Source organism: Roseofilum acuticapitatum BLCC-M154, from assembly GCF_030068475.1.
GTDB classification, from domain to species: domain Bacteria; phylum Cyanobacteriota; class Cyanobacteriia; order Cyanobacteriales; family Desertifilaceae; genus Roseofilum; species Roseofilum acuticapitatum.
On the sequence record NZ_JAQOSP010000107.1, the window covers coordinates 13,117 to 36,467 of the forward strand.

Here is a 23,351-nt window from a genome sequence, read left to right on the forward strand (position 1 = left end):
GAGATTTTCCCTAAACCCACCAAGGCGTTTTCCCAGTCCGGGGATCGGTTTCTGTCCAAGGAGAAAGCCGAATATAGTCCCCTTCAATCTTCGCATGGGTTAGACGCAAAGGTAAGGGAGCTGGGCCCCGTAGCACTCGACCTTCAGCATCATAGAGAGAGCCATGGCAGGGACATTGAAATTGATTGGCATTACCATTCCAAGGGAATGTACAACCTAAGTGGGTACAGTTATCCACAATGCCCCAGGGATGTAATTCACCCTGTTCGGTAACCGTTAAATAGGTCGGTTCTCCACTCAAACCAGCCACCAAAGCACGACTGTGGGCAGGAGCCGCTAAAATTTGGCTCCCAGGGATGAGCTTTCCATGGATATCCTTGGCCAAAATTCCACCCTGCTCATCGGTTTCTGGACGGGGAAGGAAAAATTGACCCGCAGGATAAAGGCCAGCAACCACAGTGCTGGCAACCGTTGCTCCTGTCAGAAAGTTCAGGAACTGTCTGCGAGACATTGAGGGATAAGCCTCTTCCATCTGATTTTCCCTCCTTGGATCGTAATCAGGACTCTTTGGTTATAGCATAACTTTATAGAAATTTACTCATTTAATTTTCTTCTTCTCTTTTTTGATCCCTAGATTTCTTCCAGAACAATGGCTTTTACATCCTATGCTCTAGATCTATACCAAAATAATATAGCATTTTTGCTTAAATATGCTATATTGCCATTTAGTGATGCTTGTGTCCCGATTAAACCCAGTTGTCAAAAACTGGGTAGGGAATGCCCCCTGAAAGCAGGTTATGGAATGGGTTACTCCTTTCCATGCCTACTTTTAAGGGAGCTTTCTTAAGCTAAATGTTGTTAGGAAAGGGGAAAATCGCCCCTTTTCAGACTAACTATAGCGGTCTAAAAGGGCTTGCAGTCCACCACCATACCCTGCGCCTACCGCATTCATCCGCCATTCTCCATCTTTGCGATATAACTCGGTGATAATCATCGCTGTTTCGATGGAATAATCCTCATCTAAGTCATAGCGTATAGCCTCTTCTTTCGTCTTCACATTCACTAGACGAACATAAGCATTACTAACTTGGCCAAAATTTTGTTTGCGTTGTTCCGCATCATAAATGGTTACGGTAAACACAAGTTTCATCACTTCTGGGGCAATTTTCCGCAAGTCAAGAATAATGACTTCATCATCTCCTTCACCCGCACCGGTTCGGTTATCCCCCATATACTCTACCGCACCCTCTGGACTTTTTTTGTTATTGTAAAAGATCAGATGCTTCTCAGAAACCAATTTTTCATTGGCTCCTAAAAGAAAAACCGAGGCATCGAGATCGAAATCCACCCCCGTATCTGTCGCTTTAATATCCCAGCCTAAACCAATAAAAGCGGCTTCAATACCTGGGGATGCTTTTTCCAGAGAAACTTTTTGTCCTTTCGCTAGAGAAATGGTCATAATTATTTAAGTCAATTGACGACATTTATTCAGCATATCTCACGGATTTGGGAGTGGCCAAAAATTGTTGATAAGATTTAACTTTCTGGTCAATTCCCGTAATATCTGTACCAACCACCACAGCCATTGCCCCTAAATCTAAGGCTTTCTGGGCCATTTCTGGGGAACTAATCCCCCCTTCACAGATAATGGGACAACTGAATTGTTGCACCAGTTGCGCGAGGAGGTCGTAGCCTGGGGGGGTAAGGTGTTGGGTTTGGGGGGTATATCCGTATAATGTGGTAGCGAGCAGATCGGCTCCGGCATCAAAAGCGACTTTTGCAGACTCTAGGCTATCGACATCCGCAAAGACGGGTTTATTGAGCTGCTGATGAATTCGATCAATTAGGGTGTGTAGGGTTTCGCCTCCTGGCCGGGGGCGGTTCGTGGCATCAATAGCGATCCAATCTGCACCCGCTTGTGCTAGTTCTAGGGCTTGGTCAAATTGGGGGGTAATGTAGACCTCAGAATCGGGAAATTGGCGCTTCCACAGACCAATAATGGGCTTGTCCGTTTGTTCTCTAACGGCTTGGAGGTGGGCTGGGGTATCAATACGAACAGCGATCGCCCCTTGATTGAGGGCCGCTTTGGCCATGGCTGCAATGACCGAGGGGTGATGGAGAGGAGAGGCGGCTGGCGCTTGGCAAGATACAATTAATCCCTGTAGGGGGAAGGGTTTGGGTAGCTGCATTACTTTGGCGAGAGGATTCGGCTAAGGGTTTGTAGGAGTTCTTCGAGTTGCAAGGGTTTATTCAGATACACATCTGGTTCAGTAAGGGGATCTTGAGATAACTCGTGTTGCTCAGAAGCATCGGCGATCGCCAACACTTTAATTTTATAAGTGGTGGTCGAATTTCGCAAAATAGTAATTAATTCTTGAACCCTCATATCCGGCAACTGAGTTTCTGTAATAATCGCCAAAGGTCGCAACACTTCAATTTGCTGAGTCACCGTTGAGCCATCCAATAACCAAATCGCTTGATATCCGGCTGCGGTGAGCAAATCACAAATTTCCCAAGCCATTTGTTCATTTTCTTGAATTAAAACCAAGCGTCCGAGAGGAATATTAGATGCCCAGGAATTTAAGGGCGTATGTACAGCATTTTTTAAGGACGTACCTTGGGGTTGAGAAGGTAAACTAACCGTAAAAATCGATCCTACTCCTGGAGTCGAATCCACTTCAATGATTCCACCATGTAATTCCACCAACTGCCGCGTCAGAGCCAATCCTAACCCCATACCCGGATATTGGCGCTCATAGGCGGTTTCCAACTGCTGAAATTTTTCAAATAAGAAAGAAAACGCATTTTTCTGAATCCCAATCCCCGTATCTTCCACCCTAAAAATCGCCATATCCTCTTCTCGCCAAACCGTTAAGGTGACTGTCCCCTCTTCCTCTGTAAATTTGATTGCATTATTCAATAAATTAAGTAAAACTTGTTGTACCCTATATTGATCGGCAAAAAAGATATCTTCATCTTCATTAACATAAATATTAACCACCAAGTTTAGTCCTTTATCTTGAGATAAGCTTTGCAGGTTACTTTGGCAATTTCGCACCAAAGTAGTCAAAGAAAACTTACGAATATTCAGTACCGCCTTACCCGCTTCTAACTGGGATAAATCCAGTAAATTATTAATTAGAGATAAGAGGTGTCTACCACTATCTTGAATTTTTTGTAAATATCTTCTCTGTTTATCAACACTTAAATTTTTACCGGATAGATCCGCAGAAAAAGCCAATCTAAGCAAGGTAGCAGACATACCGATGATATACGTCAATGGAGTGCGAAGTTCATGGCTAATCGCGGCTAAAAACTCACTCTTGATCCGATTTTGAATCTGGCTATTTAACAGATCGGACTGGAGATCTAAGATATTCATTTCCGCTTCTTGAGCCATAGATTCAGAAGCAGCAGAAACCAGACTCAGATCCTTTTCTGACTGCGATCGCTCAATGGCGATCGCCAAATAATCCGCTAATCGTTTTACGCTCTGTTTTTCCCATTCGAGCCAGCGTCGAGGATAGTGACATTGATGGGCAATAATTAATCCCCAGATTTGTTTGCGAACCAGAATCGGAACAACCAATTTAGAACGAACATTATAATGACGCAAGAGGTCTAACAAGCAAGGAGAATCACGATAGCTTGACTCCACATCTGAAATAACAGCAACCCATCCTTGTTGATATTTTTCCCGACTTTGACATCCATAAACAAAGCAAGATTTTTCTTCAGTCAGATGAAGAACCGGAGAAATAGAATTCCCTCCCTTGGCTTCATAGGTAATACAACCCCATTTTTTATCTAGCGGATCGTCCTGATGTTCACTGCTAGAAAAAACATCAAATTGATAAATTAAAAGTCGATCGACTTGCAGTAAACTTCGTCCTTCCTCGATCGCAGTCGATAAGATCGTTGGTAAATCGACTTCCTGCTGCATTTGGGCAATAATTTGATAAAACAGCCTTTCTTGCCGAGCAGGATGGACAAAAGCGCCAGTCCAAGCATCTTGCAAGCCGGATTCTGACTCGTCAGCACGGCTTAAAACTTGCAGCATCAACTCTCCTTGCAAATAGGCAGAATTGACTTGAGGCGTGCGAATCACTTTTCTTAAAGCTTGTGTAGCAACAGAAGGATCGGATAATTCCCGAACCAGTTGTTTAAGAAAGACGGCGATCGGTTGAGGGTCAAACGTTAACTCGACTTGAAGATAAGGCAATTCATGGACAGAGGACTGACCCAGAGGCGTACCAATTAACAGCACTCTCAAAGCTGGAGAGACTAAAAGCAAAAACTGCGATCGCCCATAATTCCAAGAGGACTCGGAATCTGTCTGATTTAAAATCCTCTCCGTGATACAGATTGCAGCCTCTCCCAACGTATCGGCCTTACCCTGTAACAAGACATAAAGCTGTTTAAAGGTCTTGTAATCTAAAATTCGATGAGGTAGCATTACTATTGCTTGGCAGGAGGATTCTCAGGATACATGAAGATACGGCAAATAATGCAGGAGTATCGGACTCCACAGTAAATGAATCCTACTCCCGACTCTGAGTCAGAGGGCTTGCCATTCTTCGGTTTACATATCCTATGCCCTTTTCGATCCCCACCCCCCTGAAACGTTGGGAAAGTTTTAGGTTTTGACCGTTTAGCTTAATATAGGTTTATACTCACAATGCATCGAATCGCCGCAACTCCGGGAGGATGGAACCCTCAAGATGAAGGAGTGGTTATCCTCGAACAAACTCCAGCCCCTATCGTTATTCTCACCGCAGCCGATACAGATATCCAAACCTTAGCGGCAACTCTCCCCCATCTTCCGCCCCAGTTTCCCGATATTCGGGTGGCGAATCTGTTGCACTTGGTGCAGCAACTGTCGATTGATGATTACACAGAGCGGGTATTGCAGCACGCCCAGGTGATTGTGGTTCGCTTGTTGGGCGGACGGGCTTATTGGTCTTATGGCTTGGAAGTGGTAAAGGAGTTGGCTGAAAATCAGGGTATTGCCTTGGTGGTGATGCCTGGTGATGATGCTCCAGATATGGAGTTGATGAGCCATTCGACGGTTTCTTTGCAGCAGGTTAACCAATTATGGCGCTATTGGAGCGAGGGGGGCGTGGAGAATATTCGTAATGGGTTGTTGTTTTTAGCGGGTTCTGTAGGGGTGGGTTCCGCTACGGGGCATCAAACACAAACTATTTCCCCTTCTCACCAAGATACAGCACTTTCCACTGTTATGAGCCAGAAAGATCCCCCTAAATCCCCCTTAAAAAGGGGGACTGTTCCTGCCCCCCTTTTTAAGGGGGGTTGGGGGGATCAAAAGACCGGGTATAGCAGCGAAAACGGCTCTATTGGTGAACCCGCCCCTACCATTGGGTGGGAAGGGGACAAATTTCCTGAACCGAAACCCATCCCAAAAGTGGGCGTATTGCCGCAAAATCAGGATTTAGGGCAAAATTGGCCAAAAGTGGGAATTCTCTTCTATCGTGCCCATTATTGCGCCGGAAATACGGCTCCAATTGAGGCGCTGTGTCAGGCTTTAGTGCAGCGCCAGTTAACACCGGTTCCTGTTTTTGTTTCTTCGTTGCGCGATAATGCTCCGCATCGTTGGCGCGATCGCCACTGCCAAGAAGAAATTCTACAGCTTTTCCAACCTCCAGACAACCCACCCATCCAAGTTCTGCTTAATACCACCAGCTTCGCCATCCAATCCCTACAAACCAAGGAATCAACCCCCTTATTTTTCTCCATGTTGGATGTCCCCACCCTGCAAGTCATCCTCAGCAGCTCCACCGTCGAGCAATGGCAACAAGGCAACCGGGGACTCCTACCCAGAGATGTAGCCATGAATATCGCCCTACCGGAAGTAGACGGCAGAATTATCACTCGCGCCATTTCTTTCAAGGCGACACAAACTTACAATGAGCGCCTAGAAACCGATGTGGTGCAATATGAACCCGTTGCTGACCGGGTTAACTTTGTGGCTGATTTGGCTGCTAACTGGGTGAAACTGCGGCAAAAGCCGGCCCCAGAGCGCAAAATTGCGGTGATTTTGGCCAATTATCCCACCCGTGACGGACGGCTGGCCAATGGTGTCGGGTTGGATACTCCCGCCAGTTGTGTGGAGATTCTGGCGGCTTTGCAACAGGCAGGATATCAGTTAGAGGATATTCCGGAAACGGGGGATGATTTAATTACTCGCTTAACCGCAGGAGTGACGAATGACTGGGAGGGGAATGAGATACGGTTGAATCGTGGGGGAATGGGGGAATGGGGAGATGGGGAGATGGGGTTATCTCTGTCTCAAGATGATTATGAACGCATGTTTGAGCAGTTGCCGGTTGAGGTGCAACAGGGTATTAATAACCGATGGGGTGGTATCGGGGATGGTGGTGTAGGGGCGGGTTCACCCATATCTGGATGGCAAGACGATAGGACTCGTGAACCCGCCCTCCCGGAACGTTGGGTTACACAACCGATGACTTCTTCTTCGTACCCAGATGTAAGGGCGGGTTCACAAACATCTGGGTGGGAAGACCAAAATTTGGGTGAACCCGCCCCTACGGGAGGCGAAAATGTGGGTGAACCCGCCCCTACGGGGTTTGCTATTGCGGGGTTAAATTTGGGCAATGTGTTTGTGGGAATCCAACCGTCGCGGGGATATGATCTAGACCCAAGCTTAAATTACCATGCGCCAGATTTAGAGCCTACGCCCCATTATTTAGCCTTTTATCAGTGGATTAAAGACATCTTTCAAGCGGATGCGGTGATTCATGTGGGCAAACATGGGAATTTGGAATGGTTACCCGGCAAGAGTTTAGCCCTGTCTGAGTGCTGTTATCCGGAGGTGGCGTTAGGGACAATGCCGCACTTGTACCCCTTTATTGTGAATGATCCGGGGGAAGGTTCGCAAGCGAAACGGCGATCGCAAGCCGTTATCCTCGATCATCTTACCCCACCCCTGACTCGCGCCGAACTCTACGGCCCCCTGCAACAGCTCGAAAACCTAGTTGATGAATATTATGAAGCCGATAGTTTAGACCCCTCCAGACTACCCGCTATCCAATCTCGAATCACAGCGCTTATCCGCCAAGAACATCTCGACCAAGATTTAGGCTTAACTCCAGAAGACTTAACTGGGATTACCTGCCAACTTTCCACCCGCATTGATGGCTATCTGTGCGAACTCAAAGAAGCGCAAATTCGCGATGGTCTACATATTTTCGGTCAATGTCCCCAAGGGCGACAACTGCGAGATTTGATCATTGCCATCTCCCGCTCCCGTCCCCAGGGAATTACCCGTGCTTTAGCGGAAGATTTGGGTTTAGACTTTGACCCCCTGACCACTGACCCCACGACCCAGTTAGCGCCCCCCGTGGTGATTGAAAACAAAACCTATCACCAAGTCGGAGATGTCGTGGAGCAACTAGAAACATTAGCGGCAAATTATGTAGACCAATTATTGGTAGGGGCGGGTTTCGCTTCGCGACATGAAACACCAACCATCTTGTCTTCCCACCCAGATACAGCCCTTCGCAATGTTGTGACGAGCCAGACAGATCCCCCTAAATCCCCCTTAAAAAGGGGGACTTTTACTACCCCCCTTAAAAAGGGGGGTTGGGGGGATCGAGATGTACCGCATAGCAGCGAAAATTGCTGTATTGGTGAACCCGCCCCTACAACGGAAAAGGAACTCACCTGGATCGCCGAAACCCTGTATCCTCAACTACAGGCTACCCAGCAAGAAATCACCAACCTCTTGCGCGGACTAGACGGGCGCTACATTGCCAGTGGGCCATCGGGCGCTCCGACGCGGGGACGGGCAGAAGTGCTACCGACTGGACGCAATTTTTACTCGGTTGATATTCGAGCAATTCCCACGGAAACGGCTTGGGGAATGGCGCGGAAGGCTGCGGAAGCGTTGATTGAACGGTATACCCAGGAAAATGGGGAGTATCCGAAAACACTGGGTTTATCCATGTGGGGAACTTCAGCCATGCGGACGGGAGGAGAAGATTTGGCAGAGGCTTTATGGTTGTTGGGAGTGCAACCAGTTTGGGATGGCCCATCTCGTCGCGTGGTGGATTTTGAGGTGGTTCCGGTGTCGGTTTTGGGACGGCCGAGGGTGGATGTGACGTTGCGAATTTCGGGATTTTTCCGGGATGGGTTCCCGAATTTGATCGATTTGTTTAATCAGGTGGTGGAGAAGGTTGCAGCATTGGATGAGCCGGAAGAGGAGAACCCATTAGCGGGGACGGTGCGCCGGGAAACGGAGAAATGGCGAGAGTTGGGCTTAAGTGAAGAGCAAGCAAAGGGGCGATCGCTCTATCGCATGTTTGGATCGAAACCGGGCGCGTATGGTGCAGGGTTACAGGGTTTGATTGAGTCGCAAAATTGGCGCTCCGATGAGGATTTAGCCCGCGCTTATCTCAATTGGAGCAGTTACGCTTACACGGGGCAAGGGGACGGTCAAAGTGCGCCGGAAGTTTTTGCCCAACGCTTACAAGATTTACAGGTGGTTTTGCACAATCAAGATAACCGGGAACATGATTTGTTAGATTCGGATGATTACTATCAGTTTCAAGGGGGATTAACGGCGGCGGTGCGGTCATTAAAGGGAGAAAATCCTACGGTTTATTTTGGCGATCATGCGGTAATGAATCATCCGAGAATTCGCACATTGCAAGAGGAAATTAACCGGGTTTATCGATCGCGAGTCATCAACCCTAAATGGATAGCCGGTGTGATGCGACACGGGTATAAAGGAGCCTTTGAAATGGCGGCAACGGTAGATTATCTGTTTGCCTATGATGCCACCACCCATTGTGTAGCCGATCATATTTATGAGGGCGTAAGTGATGCGTATTTACTCGATCCGAAGGTACAGGAGTTTGTGGAAAAGCACAATCCTTGGGCGCTGCGAGATATGGCAGAACGCTTATTAGAAGCGCATCAGCGCGGTTTGTGGACAAGTGCGAGTCTGGAAAGGGTGGATCAGTTGAGGGCGATCGTTCATCAAGCGGAGGCGAACATTGAGTAGAAGGTGAGTAGAAGGGGCGATCGCTACAATTTGACCAGTATTTCTAAATGTGTTACTCTTAGCGATATATCGAAAAAGACTAGCCCACAAAAGTAAAATCAGTAAAAACAATGAGACCTTTGGAGTATCCCACCTACTTTTGGGAAGACTTAGAGAATAAGGAAAAAGGAATTATTCGGGTTTTTGCTTCAGATGAGTTTAAAGAGTTTGGGCAGATAGAAAGCGATCTCGAATTCTCTCTGAAATATTGGAAGCTTCTCCGAAAATATCGCACCTATAAGAAATGGTTCGCCATCTATTCAGATGAAATTCAATATCCATTTCAGGTTGGTGGTAATCTCTCAAAGAAACTTGTAGCTTCCATTGTGTCTAGATGGGGAAATCCACCCCCTAAACTAAAGTTGAAAAATAAACCAGTTTTCACGGTAGCAGACTTAAAGACGGATACATCGAGTTGTGTCTATTTTGTAGAATTACTAACGTTTTATCCAACACAAGATGGAAAAGCTTACTACAAAATTGGCAAAGCGAAGTCCATTCCCAACCGAATCAAACAATTTGGCCCCTGTCGCTTAGTGGACTCTATCCGTCTACCCACAGAAGAAAAAAGTTATGAAGTCGAATCTGTGCTGCACAAAAAATTTGACTCCTATCGTCGTCCTGATACGGAAATTTTCCACTTGAGCTTAGACGAGTTGCAGCTTGTACGCACTGCGTTTAAGGAACTCAGAGATTAAGATCAAGAGATTTCAGGAGTGCGGGCATCTTGCCCGCTTCTTAACAAATTAACCGGACTTGATATGACGCGCCACTACGATCCACTCTGGCTGAACAAATAGGGTGCGTTACGCTGTTGCTAACACACCCTACGATGCTGTAGCTTTAACGCCTCTGTCGATACCAATGGGCAATTTGATGGAGATCGACACCCAAAAAATGGGCAATTAATACGCCTTGGTTAATCATCGTTGTACGCCAGATGCCCAAGTGCTGCCAACGTCGAGCAGAGGTGATTACGGGTAGGGGGGCGATCGCAATTTTTCCCAAGGATTTCAGCCTTTGCATTAACTGCCAATCCTCTAAAATCGGTAACTCTGGAAATCCTCCCACCTGCTCAAACACTGCACGGGATAAAAAAATGGCTTGATCTCCGTAGGGCAATTGGAAAAGATGCGATCGCCACTTCACCCCCCATTCCACCACCCGATACCCCCAGTTTTCCCCCTCTATCGCCAACTCAAACGCTCCCGCAACCACTCCCGGTTGCGACAAAATCTCCCGCACCCATCGGTCATACTCCCCCGGCAGTTGCGTATCCCCATGCAAAAATAACAAATACTCTCCCGTCGCCTGACGAGCGCCTTCATTCATCTGATATCCCCTTCCCGGAGTCGTTTGAATAAACTCAACTCCTGCCTGTCTTAAGCGCTCCACCGTACCATCGGTCGATCCCCCATCCACCACAAGAATCTCTACATCTGTTCCTTGCTGAACTGTTGCCACAGTAGACAAAATCCGATCCGCTTCATTAAGAACGGGAATAATCACTGAAATCAAACCCATGATTTAATTGAATTCTCGTAAACTCCTGGGATCGAGAGCATCCCGCAACCCATCCCCCAACAGATTAAACGAGAGAACCGTCAAAATAATCAAAATAGCTGGAGGCCAAACTAGCCAGGGTTGCAAGACCAAAATTGAGGCATTGGTTCCGGCAGATAAGAGATTACCCCAAGAGGGATCGGGTTCCTGAATACCTAAGCCAATCAGACTTAACACCGATTCAGCCACGATAAACCCAGGAATGGCCAGAGTTGCAGAGATAATCACATAGGTCGCGGTTTGGGGCAAGACATGGCGGACAATAATATAAACTGGATTGGCTCCCATGGCTTTAGCGGCTTGCACAAATTGTTGCTCTTTAATCGATAGCACTTGACCTCGGATCACCCGCGCAAGTCCTGACCAACTGACAAAGGACGTAATCATCACAATTAGCAGAAACCGTTGAGCGCTGGTGAGTTGGGGGGGAATCACCGCAGCGAGGGCAACCAAGAGATAGATACCGGGAATGGTCATTAACACTTCGACTAAGCGCATCAGGATGGCATCCACCCAGCCCCCAAAATAGCCCGATAGACCACCGACAAACATGCCTAGGGGAAAAGAAACCGAAATTCCCACTAAACCGATACTGAGGCTAATTTGACCGCCGTAGAGCAGACGACTAAACTGGTCTCTAGCTTGGCTATCTGTGCCCAAAAGATTGATCCGCCCTACTCCTGCTGTGCCAAAGAGATGGAGATTCGCGGGAATGATGCCGAGGATTTTGTAGTCTTCACCCTGGACAAATAGGCGTAGGGGAGAGGGCTGGCTACGGTCTATAATTAGGGGGCGATCGCCTGTATCTAAGTCTGTTGCTCCCTGAGTTACCGGATAAACTCGCGGAGCCAACTGTCCTTGCTCATTAAACCATTCAATGGGCGTAGGTGGGAGCAGAGAACCGTCGAGTTGAGAGCTGTAGGGAGTATAGGGGGCAAAAAAACCCGCCCCAATCACCACAATATAGAAAATTATCAGAATCACCGCTCCCACCTGAGCGAGGGGATTTTTGCGTAGTTTCTGCCACCAATCCACGGCTGTACCTCTTGACCTCTGGGATTCTTATTGTTCTATGATGCCATGGATTGACTCAAGATTGACTCCTCTAAGTACGTTGACCATTGGCGTGGTGAAATATGTGTGAGCGCACCTCTGGGTATGAGGGTAAAAGTCGCGAACCGCTTATGCCTTATTTGATTTGAGGTATGGGCGGAGAGAGACTCGAACTCTCATACCCGGAGGTGCCACATTTTGAGTGTGGTGCGTCTACCAATTTCGCCATCCGCCCTTGGGGTCAACTTTGCTATTATAGCCTATTTTCAGATTTTGTAAAAGGTTTTGATAATCTTGGGTTCTGGCCCATCGATCCACTTCTCTTGCCCGGAGGACGGGGACGGGATGGGTGAGTTCAGCACTTTGGGCTTGTTTGAGCAGTTGACCGATTTCGCTCTCATCGATGCGATCGTAGGCGCGAGCTTGGTCAATGAAAGCATCTAGGTTGAGTTGGGGGGCAAGAGAGGGCGATCCACCGGCGAGTTTCATGAGGACGGACATGACGACTCTGGGATTTTGACTCACTAATAGGGCGGATCGATCGCAGGAAAACTCCGCACATCTGACCCATTCCATTAACTGGCTTTGCAGTTGTTGAGCCACGAGAGTTCCCCAGTTGGGCACTAAACTAGCTCCGAGTACCATCAGATTAGCTAAGGTCAGGTATACCCCATGGTCGCATTTGAGATGGCCTAATTCATGGGCAATGACGGCTTGAATTTCTTCGGGGGTAAGCAGCTCGATCAGGGAAGTATGCACCACCATAAAGGGTTGCTTTCCCCGCATGGCAAAGGTATAGGCGTTGGGAACCGGATGCTGCTTGATGTAGAGTTGGGGCGGTTCTAGGTCTAAGATCTGACAAGCTTCTAGGAGCAATTGGTTTAAATGGGGCAGTTGGCGATCGCTCACCAAAATACTAGAAGCAATATTCTCTAAATAGAAATATTGTTCTGCCACTGGAGCCAGTAAATTACGAATGACCATATCCAGTCCAGGCAACTGCTTCAGGGCTTGCGTTGCCTCTCGATCCAGGGGATGGCGGAAATGATCGGCTTTCAGCCCCCTTAAAATCAGTTTTGATAACTCCATAGAACACTTCAAAGGAAACGATTAGGACAATGAACTGAATCCAGACAGTCAATTCCCAACTGATTGTAGCAACAATTGCCAGAAGCGGGTTGAATTGTCAACCCGCTTCTCGATGTTTAACTTGTTAATAATCGCCGGATAGAGGATCATCCAGGCCCTAATTAGAATCCGTTTCAGAGAAATGATAAACCCTAGCCTCCATAATCTGATTCAACCGATTCCGAGAGCTAGGCTGTTTCCAACCAATCAAATATTTTATCAAGCTGCTCTAAAGTCACTAAGCCGTATTGCCACAAAACCATGGGTAAGGGGCCGGGATCGTGTTCGCACTGTCTCATCGCTAAAGAGATCGAAGAAGAAGAGATAGATAACTCATCTTGTAAAAACCGAATTAATTTGGCGTAGCTTCCGGGGGACATAATCAAATTTTTCACCTCATTGTCTTAAAAGCTTATTTTGAAATCAGGATTTGTTAAGTGGGTGGTGGGGGAGTCAGTTTATATTCTGTCCCCGTTGTACAAGCATAAATCAAGCGATTTAATACCTGATGTGATCTTCTCCCCTCTTAAAAGAGGATCTCGATCACAACTTGACCCCTAATAAGGGTCTGATGAACAGGATGTAAAGTTCCAGAAGATCTTAAGGCGCTCTGAATCGCAGGTTTACCTGTTTTACTCGATCTTGAGGAGATTAACAATAACTTTATTATGCTTCAAGTTTTTCAGCCTATCAAATCTTTCAGGTTTTGTAAAGGCTTGTACAGATTTTTAATCCGTTTTCTTGAGAGGGATCAACTCTGTGGCTTAGAGATTGGAGGCTAAAATAGCGAAAACCCTTAAGCAGTAAGGGATCTAGAAAGAGAGTCCAGGGGGTGAGATTCTCCCTAATCTAAAAACTGAATCTCCAGGCGATCGCCCACTTGCAAGCCTAACTCGGCTGCACGTCCAGAGCGCAATTCTATCACTTGATTCACCGCTTCATCTGGCCCATAAACGGGACAAGAAGGAGTGGTACAAGGGGGAACAGAACTGGCGATCGCCTTCACTTCTCCATCAAGCAAAAAGACCATATCTAAGGGAACCGGGACATTTCTCATCCAAAACGTTACCACTCTCGGATCGGGAAAGGGAAAGAGCATCCCCCGATTATCCGGTAATTGGGGTCGATACATTAATCCTAAAGCCTGTTGCTCTGGAGTGCGAGCGACCTCTAATTCAATGATTGCTCCAGAAATGTCCACTCGTGCTGACACTTCTAACTGCTGTCCCTTAGCACTCTCCTGAGCAATCGGATCGACAGAAGCAGCAGGAGGAGTCGAGCCGACACATCCGATCATTCCCAAGCTCAAGAATAAAAACAACCCTAATACAGCGAAATTCCCCCTCTTTTGAGATAGATTTTGATCCCCCCAACCCCCCTTAAAAAAGGGGGGCAGTAAAACTCCCTTTTGGAAAAGAGGATTTCGGAGGATTGAAATATACCCTATAGCAGAGGAATTTTTTTTCATTTCTTTCTTCTTTACCATCTCAAGGTTCCCGCAAAACATATCCTACTCCGCGCACTGTCTGAATCAGGCGCTTTTCACCCTCATGTTCAATCTTCAGTCTTAAGTACCGGATATAAACCTCAATCACATTGGATTCTCCCATAAAGTCATATCCCCAAACTTGCTCTAAAATTTGTTCGCGGGTTAACACATCACGGGGATGTTCCATCAAACACTTGAGCAGTTCAAACTCCTTCATGGTTAACTCAATCGCTCGTCCATCGCGAAAAGCCTTCCGAGTACCCAGATCCAAAATCAAGTCACTAAAGCGCAACTGTTCATGATTTTCCGGATCGGGTTTCAGATAAAGTCGTAATCGTTCTAAAAACTCTTCTGTCCGGTAGGGTTTAATAAAATAATCGTCAGCTCCCGACTCTAAACAAGCTACCCGGTCTTCTACCGTATCTTTGGCCATTAACATTAAAATTGGGGCCACAATTCCCTGACCCCTAATTTTCTCACAAATACTTAATCCAGAATCCCCGACCAACATGCGATCGATAATAATTAAATCCGGTTTAATCCGATCCACTTGAGTTACAGAGAGTTTTGGATCGCTTTCGACTACTGGATCGTAACCCGACTCTTGTAAGTCCAGACTCATTTTTTCAGCTAAGTTGGTATCACTCTCAATCACCAGGATACAAGGGTGAGACTCAAGGACAACGGTGTTCATAATATTCGAGTTTACCCGGTAAGGATGCCTAGGTTATCAGGGATTTTAGGGATTCAGAACTCTCAGCGATCGCCTTCTAAGCCAAAAGCCAATCCCACTGAGAAATAATATCCCCATCATACCCGCTAGGGGATTTTGATCAATACCAGTGACCCAAGCAGGAACACTTTGGGTATACTCAACCAGTTGACCCACATTGAGGACATAAAATGTGGCCACTAATCCCGTATGCAGACCAATAGATAACCCCAAGCGTCCATAGGTTGCGTACTTTGCCCAAACCAGAGTTAGACCTAAAATCACCAAACCGGGAAACTGAACCCAGGTTCGCAGAATTTCCCCTAGGGGTTTAATAAAGTGCAAGATAGCAAAAATCAGAGTATTAATCCAAGCACTGCGGTTAGAAGAATAATCCCGTTGTAGCTCACTGAGGAACCACCCGCGAAAAAATAGCTCTTCTGCACAACCGACTCCGAAACCCACGAGAACAGCTTCGAGTAGCACTTGGGTTATGGAGGGAGGGAGTCGTCTCCAGTTTACCCAACCCATCCGTTCTTCTAGGGTAAATAAGCCCAAAAGTCCCGCCACTGCAATGCACAAACCGGCTAAAAACTCTAGGCGGTTGGCTTGGGTTAACCTCACCCCATAATATTTGAAGAGATGGGGAATGGGGTCAACCCAGCGAGACCAGAGATAAACGAGCAACAGGAACTCTATATATAAGATCCCCATGGCTAAAATACTTTGCCAATTGGGGTCTGCTACCCAGAGATAAATCGGCAATGCAATGGGTAACCAAACACAGAGCAGCACCACCAAAAATAGGATGATTCTTTGAACTGCGGGTGCTTGCTGTGCCTTCCTCATTGAGTTAGAGGTCTTATTCCTCTGGTTCAATGGTACTGGTCAGCCCGTGATTATTCAGAGTTTCGCTGTAAAACTCCGCATGTTCCTGAGCGCAGGTAATCACCAAGGCTATACCACTATTGTGCGCTTCCATCATAATACTGACGGCTTGGGGCTGAGTTAAGCTCGATACGGTTTTGAGCAGGGTTTCGACGACATATTCCATGCTGTTGAAGTCGTCATTATGGAGTAGCACCCGATAACGAGGGGCTATTTTGCGAGTGGTTGACCGTTTTTCAATGGTTTCTACAGACATAGCTTTATACCTCTGGTTAATGGAGCAAAGGAAAGCATTTGTATTTGAGTGATTAAATGCTAAGAACTCTGATTGGCTTGATACAGCGCTCTTTTGTAAACCTAAAGTGAAATTATAGCATTCCCTGTTCCGATTGTTATTATGTATGGACGATCGCTTGAGGTTAGTCACATGGTTATCACTCCATCATCAATAGAAGCCAACCCAAACGCGGTTTTGGTGGGTAATCTCACTTGGGACAAATTAGAAACACTCGATGCAGGGTTTGTCGGAACGGGAGCGCGTTTAACCTATTTAGATGGATATTTACAGATTATGTCTCCTTTATCAGAGGCTCATGAAGAACCGAAAAAAACCTTGAGTCAGCTTTTGGAAGCTTATCTGCGCGTAAAAAACATTCGTTTTTACGCCCGTGGGAGTACCACACTGGGTTCTCAAGACTTGGGAGGTCGAAAAGAGCCGGATGAGTCCTATTGTTTGCATGAGAAAAAATCAATTCCAGATTTGGCAATTGAGATAGTGTTGACCAGTGGTGGTATTGATTCGTTGGAAGTGTATCGTCGGGTAGGAGTACCAGAGGTATGGTTTTGGGAAGATGGCGCGATCGCGGTTTATTCTTTGCAGTCTACGGAATATCGGTTGGTAAAAAATAGCGAACTGTTGCCCGATTTGGATTTGCGATCGCTGGAATTGCATTCGCGCATGGCCGATCAGTATGATGCCGTGAATGAATTTGTGAGATTGCTGATGTAATATCAATGAACAACGAACAATGAACAATGATATTCTGTCTGTTGCATGGAGAACCTGGATAACATCCAACCTTGTCAAATTGTCTACTTAGAGGTTAACGGCGATCGCCTCTACAGTGAAGTGATTCAGATTGTCACCGCTAGAAGTCTGGCTTGGGTGCGTCCCTTAATGTTGGTGGAGTTAGCCGCTCAAGACTACTCACTCCCACCAGAGTTGCCCATTTATTATGATTTACGTCAGGGGCCCGACCTATTATGGCCACTCAATGCATTTCATCCGGCCTTAGATACCGATGTGATTCCGATTATTGCCCAATTCGGCCCAATGCACCCCAATAGTTCTAAGGGAAGTGAACATCATCAGCATTTGCGATCGTTTATCGATCGCCTCTGGAGTCTGAATCAAAACCCAGAATCAGAACCCTAGGGGTTAGAAACCAGTTGAATACGCCCTTCATCCATTTCGCTCATCAACAGTTCGAGGGCTTCATAATCTACATCAGAAATATGGCCTAAGCGCGTTAATTCCGCATTAATGGCATTTTCCAATTCGGGGGTGAGCCGTTTTAAGTAGAGGATCTGCTCTACCAACCGACGGATTAAACTGGTGGGCATCATAATTGAACCTCACGTTCTGAATATATCTCTAGTTAACCGGCAATTTCTAGGCTCAGATGTGATCGAATTAGCGAAATTGAAGTGATAGAGATCACTACGTGGCGGGGATCGCGGGAGGATAGAGACTTGGGCTGATTCATTGGATGAATTGATTAACGTAATGATACCTATAAGGTTAGTCCTCCAGATCGGGGATTCTAAAGAGAATCGGGATCGATATTTAACTGTCGTAGTTTTTCTCGTAGCTGTTGTAAATCGGATTCAGCACTTTCGGCTCGCTGTTGTTGGCGATCGGCTCTGTCTCGTTCGAGTTCTTTTTCTTGACGTTCGCGATCGCGTTCAAGTTCAGCACTCTCGGCTCTTTCCTCTGGTGTCAGATAGCGCTTTCCCTGTTCATCATACCAATAGAGCCATTCTCTCTCTATCCCTTGATAGGTTCCTTGCCCTCGACCTATGCCTAAATTGAGTTCAGATAACCATACCGGTTCCCCTGATAATAATTCATATTCACCCCCCTTAAGTTGATAAACCTCTAATGGCTGTTGCTGTGTCCGCACAGGATTATAAATAACATAGTAGGGAATTCCCAGTTGGGCATAGTGTTGTTTTTTCTGGCTATACTCTCCTCTTCTGGTTTTTGAGACGACTTCTAAGACTAAAGTCGGAATTTGTTCCTCTTCCCAGAGAACATAGGATAAGCGTAAGCCCTCATCAATAATTCTGGGGACACCGATACTCAAAAACCCATCCGGGACAATGGCCGGTTGGTTGGGGTCATAGTATACTCCCATGTCTACCCCAAAAAACCAATCCATGCGCTCTGACCAAATTAAAGCCAGCACTGCTTCAAGAAGTCCGGGAATTAGATGTTGCAGTTGATTATCCACAGGAGTCTCGTCCGAGTCGGGTAAATCTTTTGCCGAGGGGAGGTAATCTCTAGGAGTATATTGGAGGTACATAAGTTCACTTGGCAAGTTTTTCTTGATTTTATCGCGATCGCACTTCGTCGAATATCAAAGACAGGGGAATGGCTCCTACGGTATCCTAGAAGTCTGTGCGATCGCCCCAACTCTGGCCAGATCGTTACAGGGAGAACACAGAGTATACGAGAGGTGAACCTATGGTTATTGCCATCGATCAATTATTGACCCCCGATATCCATAAACCTGCTCGTTATATCGGTAAGGAATTAGGGGCAGCGTATAAATCCTGGTCAGAGACATCTGTGCATTGGGTATTGAGCTATCCGGAATTGTATGAATTAGGTTCATCGAATTTAGGGCATCAAATTCTATACAATATTATTAATGCCCAGCCGCGCCAACTGTGCGATCGCACCTATTTACCTGGCCCCGATATGAGCGCTAAACTGCGGGAGACCCAAACTCCCCTATTTGCCCTCGAATCTCGTCGCCCTCTCTCAGAATTTGACATTATTGGCTTTAGTCTTAGCTACGAACTCGGAGCCACCAATATCCTAGAAATGCTCGATCTTGCCGGTATTCCCCTCACCTGGGAAGAGCGCAAAGAGGGCAATTTTCCCCTGATCTTTGCTGGGGGACAAACCGCTACCTCCAACCCGGAACCCTATTCCCAATTCTTTGATTTTATGGCCCTCGGAGATGGGGAAGAAGTGCTGCCAGAAATTGGCTTAGTTGTGGAAGAAGGCTTAAAAAACAACTTGAGTCGTGTGGATTTACTCTTAGATCTGGCCCAAGTTCCTGGCGTTTATGTGCCCCAGTTTTATCAACCCACACCAGACGGTAGGGTGGTTCCGGTGCGCGAGGATGTACCCGATCGCATTTTACGCCGAACAGCCCCCCCCATGCCCGCCTATTCCGTCGCTCTCGTGCCCTATATTGAGACCATCCACGACCGGTTAACGATGGAAATTCGGCGCGGATGCACCAGGGGTTGCCGGTTTTGCCAACCAGGAATGCTCACCCGTCCAGCGCGGGATGTTGACCCGGAGGAGGTGATCGAGGCGATCGCCGACGGCATTCAAGCCACCGGTTATAATGAAATCTCCCTGCTCTCTCTCAGTTGCTCCGACTATCTTGCCCTTCCTGCGGTGGGTTTAGAACTGAGAAACCAACTGCAAGACCAAAAAATTTCCATCTCCCTCCCCAGTCAACGGGTAGACCGGTTTGATGAAAACATTGGTAACATTGTGGGCGGTACGCGCAAAAGTTCCCTCACCTTTGCACCCGAAGCCGGAACCCAACGGATGCGCGACATTATTAACAAAGGGTTGACCAATGAGGAACTCTTGCGGGGCGTGAAAAGTGCCTATGACCAAGGATGGGATCGGGTCAAACTTTACTTTATGATTGGCTTACCCGGAGAAACCGATGCAGATGTTTTGGGCATTGCCGAAACCGTCCACTGGCTCCAGCAAGAATGTTATACTCGCGGCCGTAAACGGTTGGGCGTGACCCTGACTATCTCCAACTTTACCCCCAAACCCCATACCCCTTTCCAATGGCATAGTGTGGCGACAGCAGAATTTGAGCGGAAACAGGAATTGCTGCGGGAACAGTTTCGGCAAATGCGGGGAGTCAAGGCCAACTTTACCGATATTCGATTATCGGCCATGGAGGATTTTCTTTCAAGAGGCGATCGCCAACTCGGCCCCGTTATTCTCGAAGCTTGGAAGCGCGGCGCGGGCATGGATGCCTGGTGGGAGAGCCTCGATACAGCCTATAATGCTTGGGAAGAGGCGATCGAGCAAGCCGGACTCACCTGGAAATATCGGCAAATTACCGAAGGAACCTGGCACGCCATCCCCAATCATCTTTCCAACCCTACCTCATCTGAATCCCTCTTAGATCAACCCCTCCCCTGGGATCATATCGACACCGGAATCAGCAAAACCTGGCTCAAAGACGACCTCAAACGCGCCCTCCAAGAAACCACCGTCCCCGACTGCTCCTTTGACACCTGTTCCCACTGCGGAGTCTGCGGCACTGACTTTGGCCATAACATCATCGTCACCCCGCCCCCCATTCCCAAACTAGAAGCCCACGACAACACCAAAGTGCCGCCGGTTCAACGCCTGCGCGTCAAATGGGGCAAACAAGGAGAAATGGGGCAAATTAGTCATTTAGACTGGCTGCGACTGCTTGACCGGGCAGTACGTCGCGCTGGCTTACCTGTTGCCTATACCGGAGGATATCATCCCGGCCCCCGAATCATGGTCGCCAGTGCCCTCTCATTAGGCATCACCAGCAGTGGCGAGTTAGTCGATTTTGAATTAACCCAGTCAGTCGCACCAGAAAACTTTTTACAGCGTCTTCGCGCCCAACTGCCTGCCGAATGTCCGCTTTACGAAGCCCAAGAAGTCCCCTTAAAAGGGAAAAGCAGCGCCCAGTTATTAGACAAAGCTGAATACCAAATTACCCTAGACTCTTCCCAGTCCGTGACTTGCCAACAGTGGCAAGATTGGATTCAGGCTATTTTAGACCGTGAGGAAATCATCAAAGAAGGAAAAACCAAATCCGGCAAACCCAAACGAGTTAACCTGCGCGAGCAGTTATTTGAATTAGAATTAGACTCCATTTCTGCTGAAGGTTTGGCACACATTAGCTATCTCGGCAGTTGCCGCAATGATGGAACCCTATTGCGTCCCACCGATGTGGTTTATCTGTTTGAATTTATTGCTGCTCATTCAGTCCAATTTTCCTTACGCCAGACTCACCGGAAGCAGTTGATTTTATCCGATGAATAATGGGGCAAGTTTGTCCATCACCCGGTACAGAGTAATCTTTTGGATGTGGGTTTGGGTGCGTTACGCTGTCGCTTTTCATGTCCGCTTGCGGAAACGCACCCTACGAATACTTGCGTCATACTCACCGCAAGCAGTTGATTTTATTGGATGAGTCATAGGGCAAGTTCACCCATCACGCGGTACAGAACCCCGGTTTCTTGAAGAAACCGGGGTTCTCCGCTACAGGGGAATTATAATGATCCCCAACCCATACCCATTTTTAATTTTTAATTTTTAATTTTTAATTGATATTAGCCATCCCAGGTTTTCCATACATGATAAGCCACAACGATCGCGCTCATGCTAAACCCCAAAGAAGCATCTAGGATGAACCCAACCATATTCGGCAGCACAAACTCCGAAATCAGAATCAAAACTTGTCGTTGTCGTTGTCGGTTTAGAGAACTCATCATCCTTAATCTCCTACGTCCATACTTCCGTTTTATCTCCCTATTTTTCATCTGAAAATGGCGATAAAATATGGAAAAAATAAATCGATATAAATCTCGTACACAAACCTCGTAGGGTGCGTTTCCGCAAGCGGACATGAAAAGCGACAGCGTAACGCACCGCCCAAGACCCGCATTAAATCAACAAAAATAAACCAAAATATAGGGAAATAAAACAAAATAAAACTCAAAAAAAACTCTTTTCATCTACCAGCAACCTGTGCTAGTGTAGAAGAATAACTACAGCAGTGGTAGGGCAAAACCATGGCGTATTCTCAACCGCAGCCCCTGCAAGACCAATTCCTCTTGCACATGGGGCAGCAGATTTTTAACCATAATCGCAATAGTGAAGCGCAAAAACGTTGCTTCTGGCATCGGTGGCATCCAGATAACTTCAAGGAGCAACATCCAGCCATTAAAGTTAAGATAACCAAGGACTTAAACAGCAATTCTGCTCTGAGTAACATCAACAAGACTATTCAGGAAGTGGTCGAAAAAATCAAAACTACTTTTGGTCAACAAATGGAACTTGATGGGGTTAACCTTGACGATTTGAAGCACAAAAAAACTGGTGCGCCGAGTGAGTCCGATGTTGGCCCCTGGAAAGTCTGTTATGATTGGCTGTGGGATAAAGCCTTTCCTCGGTGGGCATTTGGGAAATTGCAGAAACAGCAGCAAGTGGCTGCAAAACCGGGATGGTTGGAGCTAGTTCCCAAGGAGCTAGTTCCCAATCAGGAAGACCACCGTATTGCCGTGGGGAGACCGAATAATCCACCCCAAGAATTACGAGTGAATCAGGGATATCAATTGCAATTGCAAGTCCCGGTTCCGGGGTATTTGCTGTTGTTGCTTCGGGAAAAAGATGGCAGTTATTCCCTTTGTCCTTCTGGGGCATTTTCCAAGCAGTATGAACTCTCGGAGTCGGTGGAGTGGATACCCAGAGTTAATGCTGACTATCAGGATATGACTTTTAATGTGGGAGAGGCGGAATTTTTGGCGATTGTTTTGCGCGACGGTTGGCCGTTTTCCGATTTTCCAGAGGACGAAATACCGGAATTAACGGGAGCGCAAATGGTCGAGGTTTGGGAGACATTACAAACAGTAGAATGGCAAGGATTTTATCGCCGGTATACGGTGGTGGGGGCAGGTTCACAGGATTGATGTTTGGGTGTCCAAAATCTGGGTGAAACCTGCCCCTACGGGATCGTGGAATTGATGGGTAGGGGCGGGTTATACCACAATCTAGAATACCTATCGATAACTTTGCTGAACCCGCCCCCCCAACGGTTGGGCTAAATTGGATCAATGCAATACGCGGCGACTACTTTGTATGAAAGTGAGGAAGCCATGAATGACCTTTAAGCCAGGAACCCTAGTCTCGGAGAAGCCCGGTTTCTTGAAGAAACCGGGCTTCTGGCTCCCGGCAATAGCGCCAGGGGTGGGGGCAGGTTTACAATACAGCGCTTTGCGCTGTATCGGTGGACAGTAGGAAAAGATCCCCCCTTGCCCCCCTTAAAAAGGGGGGAATAGGAAAGTCCCCCTTTTTAAGGGGGATTTAGGGGGATCAAGATGTCCCACATAACAGCGAAAACTGC

The 23,351-nt window shown here is 47.1% G+C and carries 22 protein-coding genes and 1 tRNA gene; 7 read left to right on the plus strand and 16 right to left on the minus strand.

The window, feature by feature from the left end:
- Positions 1-10: 10 nt before the first annotated feature.
- The 4 genes from petC to PMG71_RS17110 all read right to left on the minus strand — a co-directional run bounded on the left by petC (position 11) and on the right by PMG71_RS17110 (position 4,456).
- On the minus strand, positions 11-532 hold the full coding sequence (petC, locus tag PMG71_RS17095) for a cytochrome b6-f complex iron-sulfur subunit (RefSeq protein WP_283754920.1): 522 nt from the start codon (positions 530-532) through the stop codon (positions 11-13).
- Positions 533-889: 357 nt separating this feature from the next.
- On the minus strand, positions 890-1,459 hold the full coding sequence (locus PMG71_RS17100; protein ID WP_283754921.1) for a TerD family protein: 570 nt from the start codon (positions 1,457-1,459) through the stop codon (positions 890-892).
- 25 nt (positions 1,460-1,484) lie between these two features.
- Positions 1,485-2,189, minus strand: coding sequence for an N-acetylmannosamine-6-phosphate 2-epimerase (locus tag PMG71_RS17105; protein WP_283754922.1), 705 nt, complete (start codon positions 2,187-2,189; stop codon positions 1,485-1,487).
- The gene (locus PMG71_RS17110) at positions 2,189-4,456 is read right to left on the minus strand and encodes a hybrid sensor histidine kinase/response regulator (RefSeq protein WP_283754923.1); all 2,268 of its coding nucleotides are present in this window, start codon (positions 4,454-4,456) and stop codon (positions 2,189-2,191) included. The genes PMG71_RS17105 and PMG71_RS17110 overlap by 1 nt, the downstream gene beginning before the upstream one ends.
- 222 nt (positions 4,457-4,678) lie before the next feature.
- On the opposite strand from PMG71_RS17110, the gene cobN reads away from it, so the two are divergent.
- Positions 4,679-9,043 (plus strand): cobaltochelatase subunit CobN, encoded by a 4,365-nt coding sequence (cobN, locus tag PMG71_RS17115; protein ID WP_283754924.1) that lies wholly within the window; start codon positions 4,679-4,681, stop codon positions 9,041-9,043.
- 110 nt (positions 9,044-9,153) lie between these two features.
- Complete coding sequence (locus PMG71_RS17120) at positions 9,154-9,780, plus strand: GIY-YIG nuclease family protein (protein WP_283754925.1); 627 nt, start codon at positions 9,154-9,156, stop codon at positions 9,778-9,780.
- 145 nt (positions 9,781-9,925) lie between these two features.
- Here PMG71_RS17120 and PMG71_RS17125 read toward each other — a convergent pair whose 3' ends face one another.
- The 9 genes from PMG71_RS17125 to clpS all read right to left on the minus strand — a co-directional run bounded on the left by PMG71_RS17125 (position 9,926) and on the right by clpS (position 16,171).
- Positions 9,926-10,606, minus strand: a complete 681-nt coding sequence (locus tag PMG71_RS17125; protein ID WP_283754926.1) for a TIGR04283 family arsenosugar biosynthesis glycosyltransferase — start codon at positions 10,604-10,606, stop codon at positions 9,926-9,928.
- Positions 10,607-10,609: 3 nt separating this feature from the next.
- Positions 10,610-11,680, minus strand: a complete 1,071-nt coding sequence (locus PMG71_RS17130) for an ABC transporter permease (protein ID WP_283754927.1) — start codon at positions 11,678-11,680, stop codon at positions 10,610-10,612.
- A gap of 171 nt (positions 11,681-11,851) precedes the next feature.
- Positions 11,852-11,933 (minus strand) — tRNA-Leu (locus tag PMG71_RS17135).
- Positions 11,912-12,787 (minus strand): M48 family metallopeptidase, encoded by an 876-nt coding sequence (locus PMG71_RS17140; protein ID WP_283754928.1) that lies wholly within the window; start codon positions 12,785-12,787, stop codon positions 11,912-11,914. Before PMG71_RS17140 ends, PMG71_RS17135 begins: the two co-directional genes overlap by 22 nt.
- A 227-nt stretch (positions 12,788-13,014) precedes the next feature.
- Positions 13,015-13,206 (minus strand): DUF2949 domain-containing protein, encoded by a 192-nt coding sequence (locus PMG71_RS17145; protein WP_283754929.1) that lies wholly within the window; start codon positions 13,204-13,206, stop codon positions 13,015-13,017.
- A 464-nt stretch (positions 13,207-13,670) separates the two neighbouring features.
- Complete coding sequence (locus PMG71_RS17150) at positions 13,671-14,123, minus strand: DUF192 domain-containing protein (RefSeq protein ID WP_283754930.1); 453 nt, start codon at positions 14,121-14,123, stop codon at positions 13,671-13,673.
- A gap of 190 nt (positions 14,124-14,313) precedes the next feature.
- Positions 14,314-15,009, minus strand: a complete 696-nt coding sequence (nblR, locus tag PMG71_RS17155; RefSeq protein ID WP_283754931.1) for a response regulator transcription factor NblR — start codon at positions 15,007-15,009, stop codon at positions 14,314-14,316.
- 45 nt (positions 15,010-15,054) lie between these two features.
- Complete coding sequence (locus tag PMG71_RS17160; protein ID WP_283754932.1) at positions 15,055-15,876, minus strand: CPBP family intramembrane glutamic endopeptidase; 822 nt, start codon at positions 15,874-15,876, stop codon at positions 15,055-15,057.
- Between the two features lie 13 nt (positions 15,877-15,889).
- Positions 15,890-16,171, minus strand: a complete 282-nt coding sequence (gene clpS, locus PMG71_RS17165) for an ATP-dependent Clp protease adapter ClpS (RefSeq protein ID WP_283754933.1) — start codon at positions 16,169-16,171, stop codon at positions 15,890-15,892.
- Between the two features lie 171 nt (positions 16,172-16,342).
- On the opposite strand from clpS, the gene PMG71_RS17170 reads away from it, so the two are divergent.
- Together PMG71_RS17170 and PMG71_RS17175 are read left to right on the plus strand one after the other, a co-directional pair.
- Complete coding sequence (locus PMG71_RS17170; RefSeq protein ID WP_283754934.1) at positions 16,343-16,924, plus strand: Uma2 family endonuclease; 582 nt, start codon at positions 16,343-16,345, stop codon at positions 16,922-16,924.
- 45 nt (positions 16,925-16,969) lie between these two features.
- The gene (locus tag PMG71_RS17175; RefSeq protein WP_283754935.1) at positions 16,970-17,350 is read left to right on the plus strand and encodes a hypothetical protein; all 381 of its coding nucleotides are present in this window, start codon (positions 16,970-16,972) and stop codon (positions 17,348-17,350) included.
- Here PMG71_RS17175 and PMG71_RS17180 read toward each other — a convergent pair.
- A complete protein-coding gene (locus PMG71_RS17180) occupies positions 17,347-17,541 on the minus strand; it encodes a hypothetical protein (RefSeq protein ID WP_283754936.1) in 195 nt (64 codons plus the stop codon). The genes PMG71_RS17175 and PMG71_RS17180 overlap by 4 nt on opposite strands.
- 197 nt (positions 17,542-17,738) lie before the next feature.
- Positions 17,739-18,500 (minus strand): Uma2 family endonuclease, encoded by a 762-nt coding sequence (locus tag PMG71_RS17185; protein WP_283754937.1) that lies wholly within the window; start codon positions 18,498-18,500, stop codon positions 17,739-17,741.
- Between the two features lie 161 nt (positions 18,501-18,661).
- Between PMG71_RS17185 and PMG71_RS17190 the strand changes: the two genes are divergently transcribed.
- Positions 18,662-21,268, plus strand: coding sequence for a TIGR03960 family B12-binding radical SAM protein (locus tag PMG71_RS17190; RefSeq protein ID WP_283754938.1), 2,607 nt, complete (start codon positions 18,662-18,664; stop codon positions 21,266-21,268).
- A gap of 290 nt (positions 21,269-21,558) precedes the next feature.
- On the opposite strand, the gene PMG71_RS17195 is transcribed toward PMG71_RS17190, so the two are convergent.
- Positions 21,559-21,720 (minus strand): hypothetical protein, encoded by a 162-nt coding sequence (locus tag PMG71_RS17195; protein ID WP_283754939.1) that lies wholly within the window; start codon positions 21,718-21,720, stop codon positions 21,559-21,561.
- Positions 21,721-22,020: 300 nt separating this feature from the next.
- Between PMG71_RS17195 and PMG71_RS17200 the strand changes: the two genes are divergently transcribed.
- On the plus strand, positions 22,021-22,917 hold the full coding sequence (locus tag PMG71_RS17200; protein ID WP_283754940.1) for a hypothetical protein: 897 nt from the start codon (positions 22,021-22,023) through the stop codon (positions 22,915-22,917).
- A gap of 190 nt (positions 22,918-23,107) precedes the next feature.
- The gene (locus PMG71_RS17205; protein ID WP_283754941.1) at positions 23,108-23,245 is read left to right on the plus strand and encodes a hypothetical protein; all 138 of its coding nucleotides are present in this window, start codon (positions 23,108-23,110) and stop codon (positions 23,243-23,245) included.
- Positions 23,246-23,351 lie beyond the last annotated feature (106 nt).